We start from the raw sequence: 22,539 nt of genomic DNA on the forward strand, positions 1-22,539 counted from the left end.
CGGCGCGGGGCTGGCTGCGCTCATCTCGGCGCGCGGCACTTCCGTCTGTACCAGGCGAAGCATCATGTTCGGCCGGGCGGTTGCCGTCGGCGTGCCGCAGATCGGAATATCGGCGTCGGCGAGCAGCAGCGATACATCCACGGCGGTTGCGCGTGCGTCCGCGAGAATAAAACCGCTCCCGGCCAGCAGCGCCGCCAGTGCCGTACCGCCGAGTGCGGCAAGACTTACGGAAACCAGCAGGCTTCGCGATCGCGTGAATGTCGCCATGATGGGCTCCAAATCGGGCGGAGGAAAAAATCTGCCGGATCCGGGACTTCAACGGGTCACGGAACCGGATCCAAAGAGACCCCTGAAACGAATTTTCAGACGTTTCCGTTCTTTCCGCAAGGCGACTGCAATGTCTGTGGCTGCGACACGTTAGCGTCGGCGGAAGGCCCGACGCGTTGGGTCAGCGGTACTGCTCTGGTCCGCTTCGGGTCCGCTTTGGCCCGAAACCGACCCGATTCCAATGCCCAACCCGCTGACACATGCTTCTCGCTCTTAACCGAGCCGAGGAGTATGGCCATGCAGGATCAAGTGAATGCGACCACCACACCCAAGCGAGTGCCGTGGAACAAAGGGAAGCTGACCGGGGCGAAGCCGCCACTGCGACCCAAACACGTCTGGTCGATCCGAACGAAGCTCCAGATTGAAGGCCGCGCTCGGGACCTGGCCATATTCAATCTGGCAATCGACAGCTTCGGGGCTGTGATGTCGTTGCCATCCGGGTCGAGGATGTCGCCGCTGGCGGATACACGGCGGATCGCACAACGGTTCGTCAAAAGAAAACCGGGCGTCCCGTCAGATTTGAATTGAGCGAGCAGACCCGTCAGGCGGTTGATGACTATCTCAAGGCCACTGCCAAACGACCCGGCGAATTCTTGTTCACCGGCCGTTGCGATCCGGCCGCAACATAACAACGCGCCAATATGCCCGGCTCGTGTCGGATTAGATCGAAAGCGTGGGGCTCGATCCGAGGCTATGCCGGTCAGCTGTCCGACCGCTTCCATTTTCTGGGCCTGTTTCGCTCGTTCATCGGCGGGCGCGGCGTTCTGTCAGGTCTCGCGTGATCTTGGCAAATCCCACGATCTCGCCGTTGGCATCTTTGATCGCGTTGATCACGAAGCACGCCCAGAACCTGCTCTCGTCCTTGCGAACCCGCCATCCCTCAGCTTCGAATTTGCCAGTCTGGGCGGCGGCCGATGAGAAAGCCGCAGTCTGGTCTAATGGGCAAAAGGCCGTATTCTTCGACGACGCACCCAAGATAAATGCTGCAGTAAAAGCAGCCATTCAAGACGGCAAATTCTATGCTGAATTCCGAATCACTGGGTGGGAGCGGTCTGCGCTGGATAGTGGCGAGGGGGGAGATTGCCTCGACGGATGACTCCGCCAGCCCCGTGATCCGCGGTGCTGTTTACGATATTGCCTTGCGAATCTCTGTCACGCCTTGTCGTTCCCGCGAAGTATGGCTTGTGCCTCACGCATCGCGCGAAGCTTGCCGAGTGCGATATGCCGTGGCAGATGATTGAAACCGCAGGTGCTCGTGATGATCGTCTGCTCTGGCTCAAGCCAGTTATGAGCCCTGATCCGGTCCGCCACTAGCTGACCCAGTTTCAACATTCGGTGCCTGAACGTCCACTGCCCGACGCCTTGTCACCGAGACAACTCTTGTAATGCGACACCATATCGTGCTCGACCATTTAAACGTCAGCGTCGATCTTACAAATCAGGTCAGCCTTGTAGCGTCCCGTATCAAAATAGCGATGTCCGATTTGACTATCGTAGTCCGGGCCGACCGCGTAATTGCCCTGACAGATATGAACCGAAATGTGAATGTCGTCAGGCAGGCCTTCGATGACATCATTTATCACATCTACGGCCGCGCCGACCTTGTCCTCGGTGGAAGCGGTGAAATAGGGCTCATCAATCTGGAGGTGCTTGCAGCCTGCCGCCGCAAGCTTTCTGAAGTTTTGGTGCAGCAGCTTGCCGAAATCGACCATCATTTTCTGAACGCCGCCGTAGTACTCGTCATATGCGACGGCCGCCAAAAGATGAGGGCCGGTCATCGTGATCTTCACCGGTTTGCGCGTGAAGCTGGAAGTGGCCAGAAACTCGTCCACCAGTCCGAGGTCGATGGAATCCTGGATTGGGCCCCGGCATTTGGCGTAGAGTGACGATTATGGGTGCGACGATGCAAATCGCCGCCAGTAATCAAATCGATGCCCGCGATCTCTTGCGCTAAAATAGCAGCTTGGGAAGACCGCAATTGAGCGTCTGCAAAATCACCCGGCGAAAGCTGCCCCCCTCACCAGTCGATCCATTGCCTCGTACCAGCGGGGGACGCTGTGAGCCCCGAGCACGGTGGTGGTATACTTTTGTCTTCCCCCAACCAGGACGAACTATCTCATCAATCAGCAATTTTGGCAGCGCAAAACGTTCGATAACGCAAACCGTGGTCGATGGTTCCTATATCGTGAGGGCGTCTGAACGCGAAGCGCCCGTTCTTGTAGAGCTGGGCCGCGTGTCTTCGGGCGTTATCAGGCTCCTGAGCTCGCGGAGGTTGAGCTCTTCCAGCAATTACCGTTGGTGCCGCACGCCTGCGGGGCAACAGCACTCTCTCATCTGATCATGTCTAGACTCGAAGTCTCCCTCAGCCGTGCTTCTGCGGACAAATTGTGCGGTCAGCCAAACGACCCTTCAAGATTTCGCTGATCCGTCCGATCACACCTGATACCGACGAAATCAGTGCTGAGGGAAAGGTCTTGAACGCCGGCCGTCGGATCGGCACGGCAGGACTCCTCGCGCATGGCACGACGACGTGCCTGATCTTCCCGAAATAATGGCCAGGAGACAGATCGCGCCCGCGTCGATACCTAGGATTTCGAAGGACTGGCTCCAACCTTCCACCCATCCGGCGACATTAATCACCGCAAGCTATGTCGATTTGCTCTTTCACGGTTAGTCCGCGACGGCGGTGCTGCCGAGATGATGGATTCAAACAAGAGCGGGCCCGAAGATAGCTTGCAGGCACACTTCCTCGTTCGCATATTCCTCCGGCCGCCTTGGATTATTGAACGGGACTGCCGATTGGCTGACCTCCGCTTCGGATCATGAACGTCAATGCTCAAGGTGAGCAGAGCCACGCAGTGTCAGCATTTCAGACGATGCTCATCGGCAAATTCGGACAAGATCGGTATCAATATTGACGAGTCCGCAGGTAAAGAATATCGCCGACCCAATGCGGGTCTGGCGCGCGCGCATCATCCGGGCCTTTCGCCCTCACGGTTCCCGAGGCGGTGCTGCCATTTGAGAATGTACGTCGCGATATGGAGCAGGATTATTTTGCCGACGGCATGATGGAAGCCATCATCACGGGCTATCCATGCATCCCATTAATGATTGACGACTTTCAGCGCGACGCCCTCTCCGGCATGTGGTAGGGGAAACTCGAGGTCGCGTGCGCTCTCCGCGGCATGTGTGAGGTAGCGGAAACCAGCAATATCGGCCGGCCTCCCCACCAAATATCCCTGAACTTGATCGCACAGCTCGGCACCCAAGAAACCCAGTTCCTCGCGCGTCTCAACGCCTTCCGCCAACACCGGCAGCTTAAGCCCGCGCCCAATGCCGAGCACCGCCCGAACAATGGTCGCCGCCTGCTCGTTGGTCTCGACCGACTTGATGAATGAGCCATCGATCTTGATCTTGTCGAACGGGAATGCCCGCAAGTTGGACAGTGACGAGTAACCGGTCCCGAAATCGTCCATCGCAATCCGGACTCCCAGCGCCTTGAGCTGACGCAAGGTCGCCAGCGCGCGATTGAAATCGCGGATCAGCGCGGTTTCGGTGATCTCCAGCTCAAGCCGTCCCGGTTTTAGCCGGCTTTGAACAAGGATTTCGTGAACGAGCTGCGTAAACTGCGGATTGTGCAGTTGCATCGCCGAGACGTTCACGGCGACGCTGAGCGGGTTGGTCCAGCCGCTAGCTTCCTGGCATGCCTGCCTGAGCACCCATTCGCCGATTTGCTGTATCGCGCCACTTTCTTCCGCGACGGGAATGAACAAGCCCGGTGGAACCGGACCGCGCTGCGGATGGCGCCACCGCAGCAAGACCTCGAAACCCGCGATCTCGCGCGTATCGAGCCGGGCTTGCGGCTGATAGGCCAGTTCAAACTCATGGCGTGCAATCGCGCTGCGAAGATCGCGCTCCAGCATGCGCCGATCTCGCACCTCAATACCCATCTCGGCTTCAAAGAAGCGATAAACTCCGCGACCATCGGTTTTGGCGCGATAGAGTGCTGTATCAGCGTGGGTGAGAAGGCCCCGTCCGTCCGGGGCGTCGTTTGGGAAAATCGCTATGCCAATGCTGGTGGAAACGAACGAGGCGGTGGTCGATGATTCGTTTTCTATCCGCAGCGCCTCGATGATATTCTCGGCGATGCGGCCCGCCGCCGATGGACCAGAGAGATTTGTTGCGATAATGGCAAATTCATCGCCGCCGAGCCGGGCCATCATTTGGCTCCGATCGAGAACGGCGGTAACGCATTTCGCAACCCTCTTCAGGAGTGCGTCACCGGCGGCATGACCGAACAGATCGTTTACTTCCTTGAAGCGATCAAGGTCGAGACAAAACACGGCAAATGACTGACCCGAGACTTGGTGCACCTCGATTTCATGGTCGAGCCGGGCGTTGAAGCTGTTTCGGTTAGGCAAGCCCGTTAGCGCGTCGTGGTGCGCTAGGAAATGAATATGTTCCTCGGCTTTCTTCCGATCACGCAGATCGCGGACGGCAATTGCATGATGCGGCTGACCAGCGAAATCGATCGCGCGAAGGATGAATTCGGCGGGAATGAATTGACCGTTGATATCGCGCAACTCGGCCTCGATCCGCTCCCGTGGCCTCGCGACCAGCTTGCGCCTGACGGACTCCTCGGGCAGGCAGATCGCCAGCGATTCTCCAATCACATCGTCAGGGACATAACCCGTCAGTTCCGTCAGGCTTGAATTGATCGAAACGATCTTGTCTCCGTAGCAGACCAGCAACCCCTCGGCCGACGCATCGGCAAGGCCGCGCATGCGATCGACTTCCAGTTCGACGCGATGGCGTTCGCGGATATCGAGCGCAAGGCCAGCGCAAGCGAGGAACAATATCGTCAGCGACGCAAGCGCGACCCCGAGCGCGAGCCAGCCGGCCGGCAGCGCCATTTGCGAAACCACGACCGTTGGGTCGGGAATGATCGAAACCGCGCCCATGGCGGTGAAATGATGGCTGCAGATTGCCAGCGTAAGCAGCACCGCCCCGATAGCCTTCCATTTCATCGATCCGTCGCGCAAACCGGCTGGCAGCGCAGTTGCTCCGATAGCCGCCCCCAGCACGATTGAAGCGGCAACGAGAACAGGATCCCACTGTATCCGTCCGGCGATCTCGAAAGCTGCCATTCCGGTATAGTGCATCGCCGCGATGCCGCCGCCGACGGTCGCTCCACCGATCCAGCGCCCGGCAGGCATTCTGTTTCCGGAGGCGATCCAAAGACCCACGCCGGTGAGCAGAATGGCCGCGACGAGCGATAGCAGGGTGAGGATGATGTTGTATCCGCTCGGGATGCCCGGCGAATACGCTAGCATGGCGATGAAGTGCGTCGCCCAGATGCCGAAGCCGCTGGCGGTGGCCGCGACGCACAACCAGACATCGCGCATGTAGCCCGTTGTCTTGCGGACGTGATTGAGGAAGTTGATCGCCGCGAAAGATGCGAGCGCGCATACGAGAGCCGCCAGCACCACCAGTCGCAGGTCATGCTCGTATGCGATGCAGCTGTATATGGTAAACATGCGGGTAATAACCCCGTGAATTATCTTCCACAAGCAAAGTTTGCCTTGACCCTGCGGCAGCCAGCGTTGCGCAATCCTGAAGAAGACCGACACAGTTGACGCTGTGGTTATTTTTCGATGACCTGCCCCGCCGCTTTTCTTCGATTGAACAACCGACGATCCGGCACGGACAAGAAATCCTGATCGGGGTGGCGCAAGCTCGCTGCGATTTGGAGGGGCTAGTCGAAAACGTGGTGCTCAAATCAGCGTCAGGCCGGAGGGGGCTATCGCCGGGCTCGCTCTCCGGCAAGATCATGACAAGGACCGAAGAGCCGTTTCAGGCTAGGGCCGGTTCACGCTCATCTCATCCAAGGCATAACGTTGCAGCACCGGACCGACATGCGCGACGATGTCCTCTCGCGAGAGCGCAACGACGGGCGGGAGCTTGAGCACGTAGCGGCACAGCGCCAATCCCAAGAGCTGACTGCTGACAAGTCCGGCGCGCCGCGCCGCCGAGGACTTGCTTCCGACGGATGCGATCACTGGCCCGACCTGTTTCGCAAACACTTCGCGCATTTTTTCGGCGGCGAATTCATTGGACGTCGCCGAACGCAGCATGATCGCCATGCCTTTGCCTGACCCTTCCCACACTTCGAGGAAATGGCGGATCAGGGTATCCCCGATCCTGCCCGCATCGCTCGCTTTCAAGGCCGGCAAGCGAAGATCGATGGCCGCCGCTCGCGCGAACAATTCGTCCTTACTCTGGAAGTAGCGAATGACCATCGCAGGATCGATTGATGCACGCGCCGCAACGTCCCGGATCGTCGTGTTCTGGTAGCCATGTTCGGCAAACAGGGCCTGCGCCGCGGCCAGGATCTGTGCCCGGGTGCGGTCCGACTTGGTTGATTTAACGGCAATTTTCGCTTTCATGGACGGGTTATGCCAACAAGTGTTGACAAATTCAATCGCGCATCTTAAAAGTCAACAATCGTTGACAAAAGAGGCTGCCATGAGAACCCAAACCGAAATCCTGATCATTGGCGCCGGCCCAACGGGCATGGCGCTGTCTATTGCGCTCCATCAGGCGGGAGTCGACCATCTATTGCTTGATCGCCTGAGCGAGGGGCAGAACACCTCGCGTGCCGCCGTCATTCATGCGCAGACGCTTGATTCCCTGGCGACACTCGGCGTGACCGACCAGCTGGTTGCACGCGGCCTCAAGGTCGGCAACTTCACGGTCCGAGACCGCGACGCAGCGCTCGTGCGGCTGCGTTTCGACGCGCTGCCCTCCGGGCATCCGTATCTGCTCATGCTGCCGCAAGACATGACCGAGGAGGTCCTTGCGGCTCGCATCGCGACGCTTGGCGGCATCATTCATCGTGGCGTCACAGCAACCCGCGTCGAGCAGGATGGCACCGGCGCCCGCGTCAGGGTGAACGGCCCGGATGGCGAACACGTGATCTCGGCTCGCTACGTGGTCGGTGCGGACGGCATGCACAGCGTCGTACGCCAGGCGACCGGCATCGGGTTCGAGGGCGGCACCTACGAAGATTCGTTCGTGCTGGCTGACGTCCGGCTGGAGTGGCCTCTTGGGCAAAGCGAAGTATCGCTGTTCTTCTCGCCGGCCGGCCTCGTCGTGGTCGCTCCGTTGCCGGATGGATCCTACCGCGTTGTCGCAACTATGGACAATGCCCCAGAGCAGTTGTCGAAGTCCGACATTCAAGCCGTGCTCGACTCGCGGGGACCGCAGGCCAGCAATGCAACAGTGCTTGACGTGCTCTGGAGTTCGCGCTTCCGCTTGCACCATCGTCTGGCGAATTCCTATCGGCGCGGCCGGCTGATTCTGATGGGCGACGCAGCACATGTTCACAGCCCGGCAGGCGGTCAGGGCATGAACACCGGGCTGATCGATGCCGTGGTGCTCGGAGAGACCCTGGCGGGCATCGTCGGGCGCAACAGGCCTGAAACAACGCTCGATCTCTATGAGAGCCTGCGCCGCCCGGCAGCCGCGAAAGTGCTTGGCCTTGCCGGCCGGCTGACCGACATGGCCACGACCCGCAGTATCTTCAAGCGCGCGGCGCGCAACGCGCTGCTGTCGTTCGTGAACCTCGCCCCCGTCGTCAAACGACAGATCGAAATGAACCTGTCGGGTCTGAGCCGTGCCGAGTTGGCACATTTACCGGAGTACGAGTACCGCCACGCCGCCTGAAAAGCAAGGCTGCGGACCGCGGACGCGGCTTCAGGGATCGCGCCCATCAGCACGATCCCTGCTTTTTCAGTCCGCAGTCAGTCGCCCGATTTTATGGCCGCCGTGGACCCGTGCGTTGGCGCTCCTAAAGGTACTGAAAGACTTGGTGAGCACAGGAATTCGGATAGACCGCAATTGTAATTTGCGAGGAACGTCCGGCAATACCAGGAATGATAGAGTGCGCTGGAACAAGCAACTTTTCGCGTCGGCGGCTTGAGCTTGCAGGCCAAAAAAGAAACACGAGAAGTCAACGCAACTCGCTGAGTGTTTGTAATTGCATTGAACCGATGCATAACCTGACGCCTGATCGCGGCAAAGCTCAGGCATCGCAACGCCTTATTCCATGCTTCGTTCGATGACCGCTTCGAGCCACGCACACTCTTAGTGATCACCCACACCTCGCCGGCTCTACTGCTCTACCAATGCGGCATCGACGTTTCCAGTCGCGAGGACGTATTTGCCACGCGGAATATCGGGACGTCTCAAACTGGGTATCCATCTAGCTGGCGAAACGATCGGCTGTGCTCATGGCTTTCCCGTCGCACGAGGGCCTCTCCGCGCAGCTAGTTGATCTTGACCGGAGCGCTTGTCTTCCGGGGACGACGTGCCTGAGAACCTGCTGATCTCGGTCTTGCTGCGATGGTTGTTAACGTGGCTCAACTTCATTGGCCTTTTGAGCAGTTCGACAACTTACACTGCTTGCCGGCGACCAACTCCCAATCCGCGCAACGCATTCACCAGTTCTTCGGCGGTATAGGGCTTGTTCGCAAAGGCGAGCCCACTTTGATCCTCGAACTTGGCGCGCAGATCGCCCGTATTGTGGCCGGTCGCGAGGACGATCGGAAGATGAGGATAAATTGCCTTCATTTCGTGGATCAGAGTGTCGCCTTTGCGATCGGGCAAGCCAACATCAATGATCACAGCGTCGTAGTTGCCTGGCACGAGCGCAAGCTTGTTGATCGCCTCTGCCGCGGAACCCGCGACATCCACCTGGAAGTTGGCGTCCTCCAAATATTCCGTTGCAAGCATCTGTATCAAGGGCTCATCCTCGACAAGGAGAATGCGGCCTGGGACGCGCCTAGCGTCGAGAATGTCCCTCAATTTAGAGGCCAGCGCAGCTTGAGAGAATGGCTTTGTGATCAGTTCCACACCCGGATCGAGCCGGCCGTCGTGGACAATCGCGTTACGCGCATAGCCTGTGGTGAACAACACCTTGAGGTCTGGCCGGCGCCGCCGCGCTTCGTCGGCAAGCTGGCGCCCGCTCATCCCGCCTGGTAGTCCGACGTCAGTGAACAACACCTTCGTCTGCGGATTTGCCTCAAGCAGCGCGAGCCCCCGGCGACCGTTTTCGGCCTCGAGGACGACATAGCCGAGTTCGCGCAAAGTATCGCATGAATAATTGCGAACGTCAGCATCGTCTTCGACGACCAGTACCACTTCGGCTCGTGATGCGCGAGGAAGCGAGCGCACCTCCTTATCCTCGTCCTTCATGCTTGCTGTTGAATGCGCCCGCGGCAAGTACAGCTTTATCGTCGTCCCCTCTCCCACTTCACTATAGATCTTTACGTGACCGCGGGATTGCTTGACGAAACCATATACCTGCGAGAGACCCAATCCAGTCCCATGTCCCACGTCCTTCGTGGTGAAGAACGGATCGAAAGCTTTCGCTTTCACCTCGGGCGTCATGCCGCTTCCATTGTCGGTGATGGCTAGCATCACGTATTGGCCTGGCACGACTTCGATCTGTCCGAGCGCATATCGCTCGTCCAGATGGACATTGGCCGTTTCGAGGGTAAGTCTGCCGCTGTTCGGCATAGCATCCCGGGCATTAACTGCCAGATTGATGATTGCAAGCTCCAGCTGATTGGGATCGGCATGGGCCCGCCATGCTCCGCCACCCAGTATGGTTTCCACGGTAATTTGTTCACCGAGCGTGCGACGAAGCATGTCCGTCATACCGGTAACAAGCCTGCCGACGTCCAGGGGCTTCGGTTCAAGCGGCTGTTGTCGCGAAAACGCCAGCAATCGTTGCGTCAGCGTCTCTGCCCGCCTGGCGCCTTTCATCGCATTGGCAGTTGAGCGCCGGAGTCGATCGACATCAATCGCCTCACGATCCAAGCTTCGCTGCAGCGTTTCCAAATTACCGATGATGATCGTAAGGAGATTGTTGAAATCATGAGCGACGCCGCCGGTCAGCTGTCCGACCGCTTCCATTTTCTGCGCCTGTTTGGCTCGTTCATCTGCTGCGCGGCGTTCCGTGAGGTCGCGCGTGATCTTGGCAAATCCCAATATCTCGCCCTTGGCATCTCTGATCGCGTTGATCACGACGTTTGCCCAGAACCGGCTCTCGTCCTTGCGAACGCGCCAACCCTCAGCCTCAAATTTGCCGGTTTCGGCGGCGATCGACAGAGCCTTGGCTGGAATCCCTGCAGCTCTATCCTCCTCGGTGTAGAAGGTCGAGAAATGACGTCCGAGGATTTCCTCGCGCTTGTATCCCTTGGTCCGTTCAGCACCTGGATTCCAGTTAATGATGTGACCGCCAGGATCGAGCATAAAAATTGCGTAATCCGTGACGCCTTCCACCAGCAGCCTGAACCGTCGCTCGGTATCTTCCAGTTTCGCGGCGCTGGCGGCCAACTCTGCGGCCCGCTCTTCAATTCGCCGTTCCAGCGTTAGATTTAGGCGTTGCAGCTCCTCTTCCGCAATCGACCTTGCAGCGATCTCGCGCTGACTCGCGGCGTGTAGCCGCGCGTTATCGATCGCAACCGCCGCTTGTGCAGCCAGCCCGTTTATTAGACGTTCGGCGCGGGCGGTGAAAACACCCGATTGCGAATGGCCGAAAAATAGTCCGCCGAGGACCTCGCCGGATCGCGACGTGACCGGCACGGCGAGGTAGCTTCGCACGGGCAAGTGGCCCTTTGGCATTCCGTTGTATGGCGGATTGTGCCCGTAACGAGGATCGGCAAGAATGTCAGCGGATCGCACCGTTCCAGTGCCGCGAAACGTCGGCTCGAAAATGGCCGTGTTGCGTGGCATCGGAAACTTATCGAACGCCTCACCGGGCACGCCGGAGAGCGTATACAGAGTGTAGGCTTCACCCTTTTCGTTGATAACATTGTAGAAGAATGCACCGAAGGCAGCGTGGGTCAGCTCAACGCCCGCATCGGTGACCATCTGGACCAGACGCTGCAAATCATGCTCAGCCGCTACGGCAATTCCGATGCGATTGAGCGTATCGAGCGCATGGCCCTCCTCGCGGGCTTCCAGGACACGCGCTTCCAGCGTCTCATTGAGAGCAAGCAATCGCGCTTCAAGTGCCTTTCGCTCGGTGATGTTGTAGATGGCGCCGCGGACCACGCGACTGGCGGATCGGTGCGCGGAGGCAATCTCGCCCCTCGCTACTATCCAGCGCAAGCCGCTCCCCGCAGTGATCCGGAATTCAACATAGAATTCGCCGGTTTGGGCGGCTGCTTCCATTGCCGTACTTATCTTGGGTGCGTCGTCGAAAAATATGGCCTTTTGCCAACGATCTAAGGCTTCGTCTTTCTGATCCGCCGCGAAGCCAAAAACGGATGCAGCCTGATCGCTCCAATTCCACTTTCCCGTAGTTAGGTCCAGCTCGAACGTCGCGATACCGCCGGCGGTCTCACCTAGTCTGAGCCGTTCCTCAGAAGCGCGGACCCGGCGCTGCAGTTCGCTAGTTTTGCTGTTTTCCGTCACGCGTCGACATTCCCGCGGAGTATGGTCTGCGCCTCACGCATCGCGCGAAGCTTGCCGAGGGCAATATGCCGAGCGAGATGGTTGAAACCGCAGGTGCTCGTGATCAGCGTCTGCTCAGGCGCAAGCCAGTTGTGGGCCTTGATTCGGTCGGCGACTTGCTGACCGGTTTCGACATTCGGTGCCTGCACGTCCACTGCCCCGACGGCGAGTTGCTTGTTTCCGAGGAAACCTTTGTAGTGCGGCACCATGTCGTGCTCGACCATGTAAACGTCGGAGTCTATCTTGCAAATCAGGTCTGCCTTGTAGCGCCCCACATCGAAATAGCGGTGTCCGATTTGACCATCGTAGTCCGGGCCGACCGCGTAGTTGCCCTGACAGATATGAACGGAAATGTGAATGTCGTCAGGCAGACCTGCGATAACGTCGTTTATCACGTCTACGGCCGCACCGACCTCCTCCTCGCTGGAAGCGGTGAAATAGGGCTCATCGATCTGGAGATGCTTGCACCCTGCAGCCGCTAGCTTTCTGAAATTTTGGCGCAGCAGCTTTCCGAAATCGATCATCATCTTCTGAACGTCACCGTAGTACTCGTCATAGGCGACGGCCGCCAAAAGATGAGGACCGGTCATCGTGATTTTCACCGGCTTGCGGGTGAAGCTGGAAGTGGCCAGAAATTCGTCCACTAGGCCAAGATCGATAGAATCCTGGATAGGGCCCCGGCAGATCGCGGCAGGATGAAAGACATTGGGGTCGTACGGGGTGATCGGCTTCGGCTTGGTCTCCCCCTGGAAGGACGGAATCTTTTGCCAAAAATGGTTGAGCATCGCGTTCGGCGGAGAGTGACGATTATGGGTACGCCGATGCATTTCACCACCGGTAATGACATCGATCCCGGCGATCTCTTGCTCCAGAATAGCAGCTTGGGATGCCCGCAATTGGGCGTCCGCAAAGTCCCCCGGAGCGAGCTGGTCCGCCTTCACGAGGCGATCCATGGCCTCATACCAGCGTGGGACACTATGAGCTCCGACCACGGTGGTCGTATATTTTTCGTACTGCGGCATCCTTCCCCCGATCAGGATGAGGCTAAATTAGCGAACAAACTAGCAATGTTGCACGCAAAACGACCGATAACGCAAGGCGCGCTCGATTGTTCCTATATCGTCTGAACGCGGCTTATCAGCTGGGAGGCGGGCAAATTGGGGCATGCAACGGCGAGCCCCAGATTAGGACGCCTACTAATTTCACGGTCGTCGCGGTGATCTCGAGATCCGGCAGCGAGAATTAGCCATTTTTTATGGGGTGTGAGGCGGGGGCTAGCATTGGTGGTGCGCTAGCTACAGGCTGCGTCCGCCAGCGGCTGACCTTTCACCGGTTGGCCGTTGCATTTCAAATCACTCTGAATCAGCAACGAGTCGGTTGGGGCGTTGGGGCCGAGGTGTCACGCTCACATTTCCGTTTGGTCCTAAGTAGAGCTCGCTCACTTTGTAAGGGCTTCATTCGCCACAGCTTTGACCTCGTTCAGGCTTTATCACTGAACGCGCTAGCAGGCAGACCACACCCAACGTCAAGAAGTTAAGCCGCTTACCCAGCGCTTTCATCGCAGTTTCTCAGTTGAGGGACTTCAAGGCTCCGCAGGGAGTGGCTTCCGTTCTGCGTCTTCGTACAAGTGCCGTTTGCCGATGAATCTGCAGGAATGGCATCTCGACAACTGCACTCAGTCGCGTGGGCTGATACGATTGTAGTCCGAGGATTTGGAAAGAAAGGCACGATATAACAGAAGCCTGCCTGGCGCATTACGTCCGAGAGCACCGGCAATCAGGCAAGACGATCCGAGACGGACAAAACGTGGAGATGGCAGTTGGCCGCGGCCGCGCTTGCGAAGCATGCCAATTAAGCAACCGTATGAGCGATACACCTTCCGGAAACGCAGAGGGTCAAGAGTGGGAACTACTCCGTCTAGACCAAGACACCGATGCGAGCGTTCTTTAGAGATTTGAAATCTGCAAAAGCTTGCGGTCACCGATCCAAGTTCTGGCAAGATCAGCCTCGGCCTTGCGGGCTGCGGCGGCATCGCCGCGCGCATCGTGCTCATCGTCAGGCCCCCTAAATTTTCTGATGAAGCTACGGGAGACCGGCTTCGGGCGGTCTTTTGTTCAAATTGGCAGGCATTTTGCGCTGCGCATGGCATTCCCATGAATTTATACCCGGCCATGTACCATGGCGGAGCAACAGATGATCAGACAGCACGGTCTTGAAACAGATTTGGATCGAGCACAACCGCGCACAGGCTAAGAGGTGCGCAATCGAAGAACGAAGGCGCGTCGCCATGAGATGCGCTGCAAAGGATACGGCAACGAACCGAACCCGTGTTAAAGGATCTGGAGAATACCGCGGCGTTGACTTGATAACAGCATCGAAACGAGTTGCGGAGCAGCTCCACCAGGATCCGCTTCACTTTGCCTTACTGCCCGAGCTTTGGTGGCCCAAGCGACAATTGCAGCGCTTTCCGAAGACTGGCGAGAGGCAATTATCTCGAACGCGCAGTGGCGTGAGATTTCTTACGCAAGTCCTGCAATCTTCCGAGATCGTCCGTCCCTGGCAGCGTCGCGAGCGGCGTCGGCTTCGGCTGAAGCACGGCACGGCGAATTATATTGATGTTCGGCACTGTCGTTCCTTCCGTTGAAGTGTCAGGCAATGCCTCAGGGTTGATAGTTAACTGCCTAACGCGCTCAGCTTGGTGTTTCAGATCAGCCACACGCGCCGTGTTCCTTCACGAGGAACAGAACTTCTGACTCCACACCCGCGAAAACTTAGACCAGTGTTGAAAGCGCCGGGGCTGCAGCGGCTATTTCAGAACCAGCCAATTTTGAGAACCCGGTGGCCGCAGCGCGAAAATGCCTGCGGCTTTTCGTTTTCATTTAAGCAATGCCTAACGACCAACGATTGAGCGGGGTGTTTCATCGGTCTAGCTTTGCTCGTTTGACGTCCGCGCCAGCCACTCGATCTGGTCGATCAAGCTCGCCGCATCTTCTTCCATCTTCGGCATGAAAAGCTGTGCCTCATTGGGGTTCGCGAACTTCTCCGCGCGCCCACTTTGTCACGCTCTTGTCAAGATCGAAGTCCCGCTTTACCGCGCCTCCGATCGCCGCGCATCGCGCTGCTAGCTTTCGAGTTGTTTTTACCTCGATCGAAACATCCGCCTGGTTCATCAACCTGTCGAGGAAGCGGACCGGCAAATTGGATCAACAGCTTAACGCGCCGATCTGCGTCGGGACCCCGCGCCGATTCGCACCCTTGAACAACAATTTCTAACAAAGATCTGCGCAGGGGCCGCGGGTGTCGTAGGGTAGCTTTCCGGTCGGCGCCAAGCAGCGCAATGGCGCGGCAGCGCTGCGATATCTGGAGTCTCGGCGCCCCCCCATCGGTCATGCGCGATCCTCCGGCCACTGCGAGATCGTGGGCACATCTGTCGCCCGTTCCACAGCGAATGCCTCCTTTCCCTTTGCGGCCCAGAGCGCTCGCGCCTGTTCGGCTTGATTGCTTTTCAGCTTTTCTGCCATCCAGAGCAGCGCGCCGAGGATGATGGCGCGGTCATCGCCGGTCAGGTCCACGACTCGAGCCTTGACGACGAGGCCGCCCAGTTCAATCAGGTGACGCGTGCGCTTGCGGCGATCGAGTTGCCATGCGCGCATATCATACCGCGCCCTTGCTGCCTGTTGACGGTTGCGCGCCGCCCGGTTGCGCCCGAGCGCCGCCAGTGTGGCGCTCAGCTGCCGGTGCAGTTCGCCGCGCCCGGCTCTGAAAGAACACGGCTCCGCGCCTGGCCCATGCCTCCTTCTTTCCAGCATCTTTGGTCTCTGTCAGCACGATCAGCGCGCCTGCCAGTTCATCGACGCTAAGGCTATCTGCCCCGGTGGCGATGACCAGTTCGCCGAGCTGCTGCACCTTGCGGCTCTTGAGGTCGCGCGCCTTGTCCTGAAGCGCTTTCAGTTCCCCGTCGAAATCCCGCGGCTTACGCATCACGTTCTCCAGCAATGTTGATGAGGGGATGATAGTAGAGCCCTGGGCATAATGCTGTACGGTCGCCGGGACGGTTTGAGACGGTGTAATCCCGCCCGAGAATTTTTCGAGGGAGGGCGCGCTTATACGTCGTTCCGACGTGCGCTCTGCCGTGCCACTGATCCGATCGCGATGGCGATCTATCATCTTCACGTCAAGGTCATTGGCCGCAAGTCTGGCTCCAGCGCGGTGGCGTCAGCCGCCTACCGCTCCGGCTCGCGGTTGCGCGACGAGCGGATCGACCGCAGCCATGATTTTTCTGACAAGCGCGGCGTCGTCCATTCCGAAGTGCTGCTGCCGGAAAATGCGCCGGAGGCGTGGAGCGACCGCGAGCGGCTGTGGAACGATGTGGAAGCCGCCGAGGTCAGAAAGGACGCGCAACTTGCCCGCGAGGTCGAATTCTCCCTTCCGCGTGAGATGACCGAGGCACAGGGCATCGAACTCGCCCGCGACTTCGTGCAGTCAGAGTTTGTGGACAGGGGCATGATCGCCGATCTCAACGTGCACCGGGATATCGGCGAAGACGGCATGCCCAAACCCCATGCCCATGTCATGCTGACCATGCGCGCGTGGCACGAAAACGGTTTTGGCCCAAAAGTGCGGGACTGGAACCGCACGGAGATGGTGGAGCGCTGGCGCGAGCGTTGGGCCGAACTTGCCAATGAGCGTCTGGCGGAACTCGATATCGACGCGCGCATCGATCATCGCAGCCTTGAGGCGCAGGGCATCGCGCTGGAGCCGCAAAGCCAGATCGGTGCGCCCGCGCAGCGTATCAAGGGTGAAGGGATCGAAGCTGACCGCGCCGAGATGCACCGGGACATCGCGCGCGGCAACGGCGAGCGCATCATCGCTGATCCTTCCGTAGCGCTGGACGCGATCACGCAGCAGCAATCGACCTTCACGCGGCGCGACATAGCGAGGTTCGCGCATCAGCATAGCGAAGGAATCGACCAGTTCAACGAGGTGATGGGCGCGATGCGCAATGCGCCCGATCTGGTCGAACTCGGCAAGGACGGACAGGGCCAGGACCGTTTCACCACCCGCCAGATGATCGAGACAGAACAACGCCTGCACCGCGCAGCGGCATTGATGGCCGAGCGGGAACGCCATGAGATCAATGACAGACACCGCCAGGCCGCTTTGGCACATGCCGAAGGGTGCGGCCTTGTCCTGTCCAGCGAGCAGGCCGACGCGCTGGCGCATGTCACGGACGGACGCGATCTTTCGATCGTGGTCGGCTATGCCGGGACCGGCAAGAGCGCCATGCTGGGCGTGGCGCGGGGGGCATGGGAGGCGGCGGGTTATGAGGTTCGCGGTGTCGCTCTGTCCGGGATCGCTGCGGAAAATCTCGAAAGCGGATCGGGCATTGCTTCCCGCACCATCGCCAGCATGGAACATGGCTGGGGACAGGGCCGCGACCTGCTGACCGCCCGCGACTTTCTGGTGATCGACGAGGCGGGCATGGTCGGCACGCGCCAGTTGGAGCGCGTGCTGTCGCATGCCGCAGAAGTTGGTGCGAAGGTCGTGCTGGTCGGCGATATCAGGCAGTTGCAATCCATCGAAGCCGGTGCGGCCTTCCGCTCCATCCATGAGCGTCATGGCGGCGTCGAAATCGGCGAGGTTCGCCGTCAGCGCGAGGACTGGCAGCGCGATGCCACGCGCGGTCTGGCGACCGGCAGGACCGGCGAAGCGATCCATGCCTATGACGCCCATGGCATGGTGCATGTGACGCAAACACGCGAGCAGGCGCGCGACGATCTGATTGACGGCTGGGACCGTGACCGGCAGGCCGCGCCAGACCGCAGCCGCATCATCCTCACCCACACCAACGACGAGGTGCGCGCCTTAAACGAGGCCGCGCGCGAGCGGATGCGGACCGCCGGCGATCTCGGCGAGGACGTTCGCCTGACGGTCGAGCGCGGCGCACGCAGCTTCGCCAGCGGAGATCGCGTCATGTTCCTGCAGAACGAACGCGGACTTGGGGTCAGGAACGGCACGCACGGGACCATCGAACAGGTCAGCGCGCAATCCATGTCGGTACGCACCGATGACGGGCGGAATATCTCGTTCGACCTGAAGGACTACAACAAGATCGACCACGGCTATGCCGCGACCATTCACAAGGCGCAGGGCATGACGGTGGATCGTGCCCATGTTCTGGCGACACCGGGGATGGACGCCCACGGCAGCTATGTCGCCCTTTCGCGCCATCGTGACGGCGTCGACCTGCATTACGGCCGCGATGATTTTGCCAGTCAGGATCGGCTCACCCGCACCTTGTCGCGCGACCGGTCCAAGGACATGGCGTCGGATTACGAGCGCGCCGATCCGGCGCAGGATTATGCCGAGCGGCGCGGGATTACCTTCCGCGAGCGCGTCGCCGAGATCGTGCGCAAGGTCGTGCGGGAGAAGGTGAGCAACATGTTCGACGGCCTGCGACCGTCTGCCGAAGCCGCGCCTGGCCCAGACGGCGCGCGGAGGCCGGAACGGGAAGCTCCGGAAAGGAAGGTGGCGAACGACCCGGAAGCGGCGCTGCGTAAGGCCCGCACCAAGGCCCTGGTCCGCCATGCCCGAGCCGTGGATGCGATCTTCGATATGCAGGAGCGGGGCGGTAAGGCCAGCCCGGAGCAGGTGAAGGAACTGCAGGAGGCCCGCAAGGTCTTCGAGGAGGTGCGGCCCAATGGCTCGCACGACGCCGAAGCCGCCTACAAGAAGAAGCCGGAACTTGTCCGCGAGGCGGTTGGCGGCCAGGTCAACCGCGTCATCCGCGCACTTCAGCTCGAAACCGAGTTGCGGACCGATCCGAGCCGCCGCGCCGACCGCTTCGTGGAACGTTGGCAGACGCTCGACCGAGCCAGCCAGCGTCAGTATCAGGCGGGTGACATGTCGGGCTACAAGGCGACGCGCTCGGCGATGGGCGACATGGCCAAAAGCCTGCAACGCGATCCGCAGCTTGAATCCCTGCTCGCCAACCGTAAGCGCGAACTCGGCATCGACGGCAATTTCGGCTCGGGCCGCCGGCTGGGCGACGAACTCGCCTTCACACACGGTATCGACCTGGGCAGAGGCCGCAGCATCGGACTCTGAACCCGCCGATTTGCCGCCACCTCTACGTCACCGCGCTATGCCGTGCCGAACGCTGTTGCATGCCTCTGAATGCCTGTCCTGTCTGGTCCCAGCAGCCGTCAGAAACAGTCAGCAGGAGGCAGGCAGCCGTGCGAGAACCAGACCGTATCATCCGTTTGAAGACCGTCCTGGCCCGAACCGGGCTGTCCCGCTCCACCATCTACCGCAAGATCGCCGAGGGCACGTTCCCGCCCCAGATGAGGATCAGCGTCAACGGCGCGGGATGGCAGGAATCCAACATCAACCGATGGGTCGCTGATCCGGTTGGATGGCGTCCGAAGCGCGAGTCAGATGCGGAGTGACGAGGTCTGTGCTCGCTTGCTGCTGACAGCAGTGAACCGGACCGGCCTCAGGCCGTAAAGGCTGGCGCTATCGCGCCCCCGCTTCGCGGCTTCGGCCTTGACGGCCTGACGCCACCCCGGTTTGGGCTCTCCAAGCAGACAAGGGCGGATTGTGAGCGGTCGCGCTTCCAATCCGGACCGCTTTGCTGCACCAACCATGTGCTTGGCCACTGCTGCGACAACGCCCGCGACGTGGACCGCAAGGCTGCTGAAAGCCGCGTGCTGACCGGGCTACGCGAGCGCATGATGACGCCGGAGATCGCCGTCGACACCATGCGCCTATACACAGAAAACCAATTAGCTCGACCGCCCAGCGTCGAAGCTCATCGGAACTCACCCGCCGCGAGTTTGCCGAAGCCGTTATTGCCATCGCGGAGATCGTGCGCGTCATCGGCAAGGCGGTTGGCATCGCGCCCGGTCCGACCGGCTGACCGACTTTGAGGTGCCAAACAGGACAGTCTCGCCACCCACTGAGGGGACGCCATAGCGTAGCACGGCGCAGACTCGGGCTGTTCATTTACGCGAAGACGCGTGACACAATGCGTACGATGGCTCACCCTCGCAAATCCTATGAACACGTTTCGACGAACAAGGCAGCGTCGAGTGTGGACAACGATAAGAGCACCGAAGTTGATCCGATCGACCCTTCGGCCCTCGGTTTTACGAAGGTTGCGTACGCGGTCGACGAGACACTTGAGTTGCTCAGCATCGGTCGCACTGCACTGTACGCAGCGGTCAAGCGGGGTGACCTCAAGCGCGTCAAGTTCGGCAAGAAGACGTTATTTTACGCTGCCGACCTTGCCGCGTTTCTGACACGGCTCCGCCAGCTGAGCGAAACGGACGAGAGCCGGGTCGATCAAAAGCCTCGCCAGGTGCAAGATTGATCTTCCAGGCTCTTGAAGAAGTATTCCACCCACTTTGAGAACGGCTACGTCGCCGTCGTGATAGGCGAATCCGATCTCGATCAAGCCCTCGCCGAGTAATCAATTGGTTCAACGCACCGTCAGCCATCGGACTGCGCGTACCCGGATCAACTTCCAAAATATTTTTCCGACTGATAGCCATCAAGCTACCTTGATAGTTTGACCGAAGCGCAGCCGATGACTGCATGTAGGGGCGGCAGACCGACCTTCTTCCTCTTGGCAATTTTGTTGGTATTTTTGTTGGTACTCGCCGATTCAACCTCTCGATAAGACCACGAAATCCTTCAGGAAAAGCTGCCTTATATGGCCGCTGCCGGGCCCACCACGCTTCGCCCTTCGTGTTACACGTGGCGCAGCCACGCGTAACACGAAGGGCGAAGCGTGGTGTCCGGCGTAGCTTGAGCGCAGCGAACGCGAAGACGGACTGGAAACTACGGGCGAAGGCTGCCGCGCCGAAGCCAACGGCGAAGGCGGGCCGCGCTGCCGCGAGCTACGGCTCGGCAAGCCACCCTGCTCCCAACCAAAATATCGAAAACAACCCCATGCAAAGTAACAGGGGGACGCTGGCACGGATGCTTTACCCGTGAAAACATTTTGACACGTCGGGCAAATCAGCGCCACTATTCCACCATCGCGCAATTTGTAAAATCGCCCATGGCGCTGCCCATCGGGCTCTCGGCGCGATTACAGGCCAAAAATCCCGACAGTTGAAATTGCACCGGCTCGCCACAGCGAATGATCGCTTGCCCGTTGCCGTACCGCGCGCGCTTGCCATCCGCGTGCCCGAGGAGACATCGACGTGAACACAGTTCCAGACCTCAACAAGACAACGCCAATAGCTGCAACCCGCCAAACCAAGGCTGCCGCAGCCCCGCGGATAAAGCTCTTGCCAGACGGATTCTCCATCGACCATCCAGATCCGGAGCTTGGCGAAAAGCACATGGCTGATACATTGGGGGTCGCCGATCGCGATGCGATGCATGGCATCCTGAGACAACCTGGTGAAAGCCAGCGTGAACAGGGAGAAGCCTGACGCGGTCAACCTCTCCTTCATGATTTCGATAATGAAGAGCATCGAGCCCAGGGATTCCGTCGAGGCCATGCTGGTGGCGCAGATGGTGTCCGTTCACGTGATGGCGATGCGATGCGCCTATCACCTCGCCAACGCGGACGACATCGCTCGGCAAGACAGTGCCGGGCGCGCATTGGGCAGGCTGGCCCGCACGTTTCCGGCTCAGATCGAGGCGCTCAACCGCTATCGCAACAACGGCGGGCCGGCCGTCACGGTGCAGAACGTGTCGGTCGGGGATGGCGGCAAGGCCATCGTCGGCAACGTCACGCAGCACACGCTACGCCACACGGCGGCGACCTAGTTAAGGCAGCTGGGAACTGGCCCGTGGGAGGCGGCCGGCTACCTCGGCATGTCGGTGAAGGTTCTGATCGACACCTACGGTCACCACCATCCCGATTACATGAAGGAAGCGTCGGGCGCGATCACTCGCAAGAAGGAGACCACCAAGCGTCTGGTCGGCACCACCCAGACTACCAAGCCGGCCGTCCGCACTCGCAGCATTCGAGCAATCTAGGCCGTGAAACTATAAATCTGCCGGGCGGACGGCTTGCCAAAGTCCGCTATGCCCGGATAGCGACCAAATTCCGCAGCGCAGCGAAATGACGCGATGTGCCAGAAGCCGACTAATCAAGTGGTGCGCCAAGGCCGCTCGGCAGTATGACTGTGATAACGTTCTGTCCTTCCTCGGGGTGGCGCGAGATGTGTCCTTTCCCGTGCGTATCCTCGACGAGAACAGCTTTTCCCGCCGGAAGGCTTCTCACCTCTCCATCGCTCGTTTCAAATTCCACGTGGCCATCCAGCCATATGGCGAGGAGTCGATCCGGCGGCGTGTGAAAGCCCGCTTCGCGCACCCCGGCGGGGATGTGAGCAAAACGGATGCGTGACGCTGGGTAGTAAGCCGAAAGTTCAAACGGCGCTACGTTGGGAAACGCCGGCGTCATCGTCATCGCGATATCGACTTCTCCAAAATGGGACTCCCCGTCAGGCGTTGCATATATGCGCAGGCACTTCATCCCCGGCCTCCAATCGCTCCATCTAGCTTAGCATGGTGTGGCCTCTGTGTGTGCAATGCAATGTCGGGGTTGGGTCAATCGCGTCGGTTTGTCCGCGTACCGATGACTTCCGGTCTACCCCTATAAACAGACATCGTTACCGTGCGTCGGCATGTCTCAAATGGGCCAATTTCGGGTTCAGCGTCTTAGCGCTT

The 22,539-nt window shown here is 59.6% G+C and carries 17 protein-coding genes and 1 pseudogene; 7 read left to right on the plus strand and 11 right to left on the minus strand.

Annotated features, from left to right (window positions below):
• From KIP88_RS42415 to KIP88_RS42440, 6 genes and pseudogenes are all read right to left on the minus strand, one after another.
• Nucleotides 1–267 (minus strand): hypothetical protein (locus tag KIP88_RS42415; RefSeq protein ID WP_214494022.1); only part of this gene is annotated, 267 nt, incomplete at its 3' end.
• A 305-nt stretch (nucleotides 268–572) separates the two neighbouring features.
• On the minus strand, nucleotides 573–1,049 hold the full coding sequence (locus KIP88_RS48335) for a hypothetical protein (RefSeq protein ID WP_214494023.1): 477 nt from the start codon (nucleotides 1,047–1,049) through the stop codon (nucleotides 573–575).
• Nucleotides 1,023–1,236, minus strand: a pseudogene (locus KIP88_RS48800) (PAS domain S-box protein); the annotation flags it as partial. The gene KIP88_RS48335 and the pseudogene KIP88_RS48800, both read right to left, overlap by 27 nt.
• 503 nt (nucleotides 1,237–1,739) lie before the next feature.
• On the minus strand, nucleotides 1,740–2,159 hold the full coding sequence (locus KIP88_RS42430; RefSeq protein ID WP_214494025.1) for a hypothetical protein: 420 nt from the start codon (nucleotides 2,157–2,159) through the stop codon (nucleotides 1,740–1,742).
• Nucleotides 2,160–3,431: 1,272 nt separating this feature from the next.
• On the minus strand, nucleotides 3,432–5,864 hold the full coding sequence (locus KIP88_RS42435) for an EAL domain-containing protein (RefSeq protein ID WP_214494026.1): 2,433 nt from the start codon (nucleotides 5,862–5,864) through the stop codon (nucleotides 3,432–3,434).
• A 321-nt stretch (nucleotides 5,865–6,185) separates the two neighbouring features.
• The gene (locus KIP88_RS42440; protein WP_214494027.1) at nucleotides 6,186–6,773 is read right to left on the minus strand and encodes a TetR/AcrR family transcriptional regulator; all 588 of its coding nucleotides are present in this window, start codon (nucleotides 6,771–6,773) and stop codon (nucleotides 6,186–6,188) included.
• On the opposite strand from KIP88_RS42440, the gene KIP88_RS42445 reads away from it, so the two are divergent.
• Nucleotides 6,742–8,052, plus strand: a complete 1,311-nt coding sequence (locus tag KIP88_RS42445; protein ID WP_249791443.1) for an NAD(P)/FAD-dependent oxidoreductase — start codon at nucleotides 6,742–6,744, stop codon at nucleotides 8,050–8,052. The two genes, KIP88_RS42440 and KIP88_RS42445, sit on opposite strands and share 32 nt — an antisense overlap.
• Nucleotides 8,053–8,781: 729 nt before the next feature.
• Here the strand turns inward: KIP88_RS42445 and KIP88_RS42450 are convergent.
• From KIP88_RS42450 to KIP88_RS42465, 4 genes are all read right to left on the minus strand, one after another.
• The gene (locus KIP88_RS42450; protein WP_374226592.1) at nucleotides 8,782–11,811 is read right to left on the minus strand and encodes a response regulator; all 3,030 of its coding nucleotides are present in this window, start codon (nucleotides 11,809–11,811) and stop codon (nucleotides 8,782–8,784) included.
• Nucleotides 11,808–12,872 (minus strand): hypothetical protein, encoded by a 1,065-nt coding sequence (locus KIP88_RS42455; protein WP_214494028.1) that lies wholly within the window; start codon nucleotides 12,870–12,872, stop codon nucleotides 11,808–11,810. Before KIP88_RS42455 ends, KIP88_RS42450 begins: the two co-directional genes overlap by 4 nt.
• 2,364 nt (nucleotides 12,873–15,236) lie before the next feature.
• Entirely contained in the window at nucleotides 15,237–15,503 is a 267-nt protein-coding gene (locus KIP88_RS42460; protein WP_214494029.1) for a conjugal transfer protein TraD, read from the minus strand.
• 1 nt (nucleotide 15,504) lies between these two features.
• A complete protein-coding gene (locus KIP88_RS42465) occupies nucleotides 15,505–15,831 on the minus strand; it encodes a conjugal transfer protein TraD (protein ID WP_214494030.1) in 327 nt (108 codons plus the stop codon).
• A 171-nt stretch (nucleotides 15,832–16,002) separates the two neighbouring features.
• Here KIP88_RS42465 and traA point away from each other — a divergent pair, with 171 nt between their 5' ends.
• The 6 genes from traA to KIP88_RS48350 all read left to right on the plus strand — a co-directional run bounded on the left by traA (nucleotide 16,003) and on the right by KIP88_RS48350 (nucleotide 21,846).
• Entirely contained in the window at nucleotides 16,003–18,957 is a 2,955-nt protein-coding gene (gene traA, locus KIP88_RS42470; protein WP_214494031.1) for a Ti-type conjugative transfer relaxase TraA, read from the plus strand.
• A 128-nt stretch (nucleotides 18,958–19,085) separates the two neighbouring features.
• Nucleotides 19,086–19,298 carry an AlpA family transcriptional regulator gene (locus KIP88_RS42475; protein WP_214494032.1) on the plus strand — a complete coding sequence of 71 codons (213 nt, stop codon included), beginning with the start codon at nucleotides 19,086–19,088 and terminating at the stop codon, nucleotides 19,296–19,298.
• A gap of 644 nt (nucleotides 19,299–19,942) precedes the next feature.
• Complete coding sequence (locus KIP88_RS42480; RefSeq protein WP_308163776.1) at nucleotides 19,943–20,221, plus strand: helix-turn-helix domain-containing protein; 279 nt, start codon at nucleotides 19,943–19,945, stop codon at nucleotides 20,219–20,221.
• A gap of 838 nt (nucleotides 20,222–21,059) precedes the next feature.
• Nucleotides 21,060–21,293 (plus strand): hypothetical protein, encoded by a 234-nt coding sequence (locus KIP88_RS48345; RefSeq protein WP_308163777.1) that lies wholly within the window; start codon nucleotides 21,060–21,062, stop codon nucleotides 21,291–21,293.
• Nucleotides 21,262–21,633 (plus strand): hypothetical protein, encoded by a 372-nt coding sequence (locus KIP88_RS42485; protein WP_308163778.1) that lies wholly within the window; start codon nucleotides 21,262–21,264, stop codon nucleotides 21,631–21,633. The genes KIP88_RS48345 and KIP88_RS42485 overlap by 32 nt, the downstream gene beginning before the upstream one ends.
• A 48-nt stretch (nucleotides 21,634–21,681) precedes the next feature.
• Entirely contained in the window at nucleotides 21,682–21,846 is a 165-nt protein-coding gene (locus tag KIP88_RS48350; protein WP_214494033.1) for a hypothetical protein, read from the plus strand.
• A gap of 109 nt (nucleotides 21,847–21,955) precedes the next feature.
• Here the strand turns inward: KIP88_RS48350 and KIP88_RS42495 are convergent, their stop codons facing one another.
• Complete coding sequence (locus KIP88_RS42495) at nucleotides 21,956–22,345, minus strand: hypothetical protein (protein ID WP_214494034.1); 390 nt, start codon at nucleotides 22,343–22,345, stop codon at nucleotides 21,956–21,958.
• Nucleotides 22,346–22,539: the final 194 nt, after the last annotated feature.

Origin of the sequence: Bradyrhizobium sp. SRL28 (genome assembly GCF_018596315.1) — a bacterium.
Lineage (GTDB): Bacteria > Pseudomonadota > Alphaproteobacteria > Rhizobiales > Xanthobacteraceae > Bradyrhizobium.

Bases quoted from the DNA above. Each gene is read 5' to 3' on its own strand.
- KIP88_RS42465 (WP_214494030.1), bottom strand. From the start codon at position 15,831: ATGCGTAAGCCGCGGGATTTCGACGGGGAACTGAAAGCGCTTCAGGAC.
- KIP88_RS42440 (WP_214494027.1), bottom strand. From the start codon at position 6,773: ATGAAAGCGAAAATTGCCGTTAAATCAACCAAGTCGGACCGCACCCGG.
- KIP88_RS42435 (WP_214494026.1), bottom strand. From the start codon at position 5,864: ATGTTTACCATATACAGCTGCATCGCATACGAGCATGACCTGCGACTG.
- KIP88_RS42455 (WP_214494028.1), bottom strand. From the start codon at position 12,872: ATGCCGCAGTACGAAAAATATACGACCACCGTGGTCGGAGCTCATAGT.
- KIP88_RS42495 (WP_214494034.1), bottom strand. From the start codon at position 22,345: ATGAAGTGCCTGCGCATATATGCAACGCCTGACGGGGAGTCCCATTTT.
- traA (WP_214494031.1), top strand. From the start codon at position 16,003: ATGGCGATCTATCATCTTCACGTCAAGGTCATTGGCCGCAAGTCTGGC.
- KIP88_RS42460 (WP_214494029.1), bottom strand. From the start codon at position 15,503: ATGCGCGCATGGCAACTCGATCGCCGCAAGCGCACGCGTCACCTGATT.
- KIP88_RS48350 (WP_214494033.1), top strand. From the start codon at position 21,682: ATGTCGGTGAAGGTTCTGATCGACACCTACGGTCACCACCATCCCGAT.
- KIP88_RS48335 (WP_214494023.1), bottom strand. From the start codon at position 1,049: ATGGAAGCGGTCGGACAGCTGACCGGCATAGCCTCGGATCGAGCCCCA.